This window comes from Nocardia sp. NPDC004722 (assembly GCF_053601505.1).
This window is the reverse complement of the sequence record NZ_JBSGBY010000980.1, coordinates 1-1,942: the sequence shown is the minus strand read 5'-3', so window position 1 is coordinate 1,942 and position 1,942 is coordinate 1. Positions and strand designations below refer to the sequence as shown.

Below are 1,942 nucleotides of genomic sequence, written 5' to 3'. Positions count from 1 at the left end.
CGGGATCGACGTGGGTGCGCAGCACGACGGTATTGACGAACATGCCGACGAGGTCGTCGAATTCGCCGTCGCCGCGACCGGCCACCACCGTGCCGAGGGCGATGTCGGTGCGGCCGGACAACCGGGCCAGCAGGATCGCCAGGGCAGCGTGCACCACCATGAACGGGGTCGCGCCGTGCCCGCGAGACAGCAGTTGGATGCGGTCGTGAACCGCTGCGGGAACGGCGAATTCGATGCGGTCGCCGGTGCCGGTGGGCAGGGTCGGGCGGGGCCGATCGGTGGGTAGCGCGTGGACCTCGGGCAGGCCGGACAGCCTCGTGCGCCAGAAGTCCAGCTGCTGATTGCCGATACTGTCCGGATCGTCCTCGGAGCCGAGCAGCTCGTGCTGCCAGAGGGCGTAATCGGCGTATTGCAGCGGCAGCGGGACCCAGTCGGGCGCGGCCCCGGATGCGCGAGTAGCGAAGGCGTACATGACGTCTCGGGCCAGCGGTGCCATGGACCAGCCGTCGGCCGCGATGTGGTGGACGGCGAGCGCGAGGATGGTCCGGTCGGGTCCGGCGTGGAGCACGCACACCCGCAGCGGGGTCTCACGGACGATGTCGAAACCCCGCGACAGCTGTGCCATCAGGACGTCGCCGATCTCGCCGTCGGTCACCTCGAGTTCGGTAATGGGCGTCGATCCCGGAGTCGCGGCGAGGATCTGCTGGTAGGGCAGCCCGTCGGGGCCGACGGGATAGATCGTGCGCAGGGTCTCGTGCCGGGCCACCACATCGTCGATGGCGGCGCGCAGCACCGAAACATCCAGTGCGCCGGTGATGTCGAATGCGCCGGGGATGTTGTAGAGCGGTGAGCCGGGCTCGTAGCGGTTGAGGAACCACATGCGCTGCTGTGCGGCCGAGAGCGGAATCCGGGCCGGGCGCGGACGGGGTCCGGGACGGGGCCGGTCGGAGGCGTCGCCCGAGTCGACGAGGGCGGCCAGTTGGGTCACCGTAGGTGCGTCGAAGAGCGCCCGGACCGGAACGGCAACGCCCAGTGCGGCATTCAGCCGCGCGACGACCCGTGTCGCTATCAGTGAGTTGCCGCCGAGGGCGAAGAAGTCGTCCTCGCGCCACACCTCGTCGATGCCCAGTACGTCGGCGAACGCCGCCGCCACCGCGATCTCCGTCGGGCCTGCGGGGGCCTGCCGTTCACCTTCGGCGGGCTGTGGCGCGGGCAGCGCGTCCAGGTCCAGTTTGCCGTTGGCGGTGCGCGGCAGGTCGGCCAGCACGGTGATCGACGACGGCACCATGTACGACGGAAGTCGTTGCGACACCGCCTTCTTCAATGCCGACGGCTGCGGATCGGAGTCGGGTGCGGGGACCACGTAGGCGGCGAGCAGGCCGCCGCGGCCGTCGTCGCGGACCACGGCGACGGCGCGCGCGACCGTCGGCTCGGCGGTCAGCGCGGCCTCGACATCGCCGAGTTCGATGCGCAGGCCGCGCAGTTTGACCTGGGTATCGGTGCGGCCCAGGTACTCCAGGTCGCCGTCTCGGCGGCGCACCAGGTCGCCGGTGCGGTACATGCGCCCGCCGCTGCCGTGCGGGTCGGCCACGAATCGGGCGGCGGTGAGATCGAAGCGGCCGAAATAGCCACGCGCCAAGCCGATTCCGGACAGATAGAGTTCGCCGATCACGCCGTCGGGGACCGGGCGCAACCGGTCGTCGAGCACCAGCGCCCGCATGCCGGGGGCGGGACGGCCGATGGTGATCGGCTGCCCGGCGCGCAGCGGCGCTCCGGCGGCCCAGACCGTGGCCTCGGTCGGGCCGTAGTCGTTGAAGTGCTCGCGGCCCGGGGCCGCCCACGCGGCGACGAGTTCCGGCGGGCAGGGTTCACCGCCGGTGACGATCAGGCGCAGGTCGTCGAGGCCGGACGGGTCGACCGTGGACAGCGCCGACGGGGTGAG

General features: G+C 71.5%; 1 protein-coding gene. It reads right to left on the bottom strand.

Going from position 1 to position 1,942, the window contains the following annotated elements:
- Positions 1 to 1,942 (bottom strand): condensation domain-containing protein (locus ACWELQ_RS44825; RefSeq protein ID WP_452403045.1); only part of this gene is annotated, 1,942 nt, incomplete at both ends.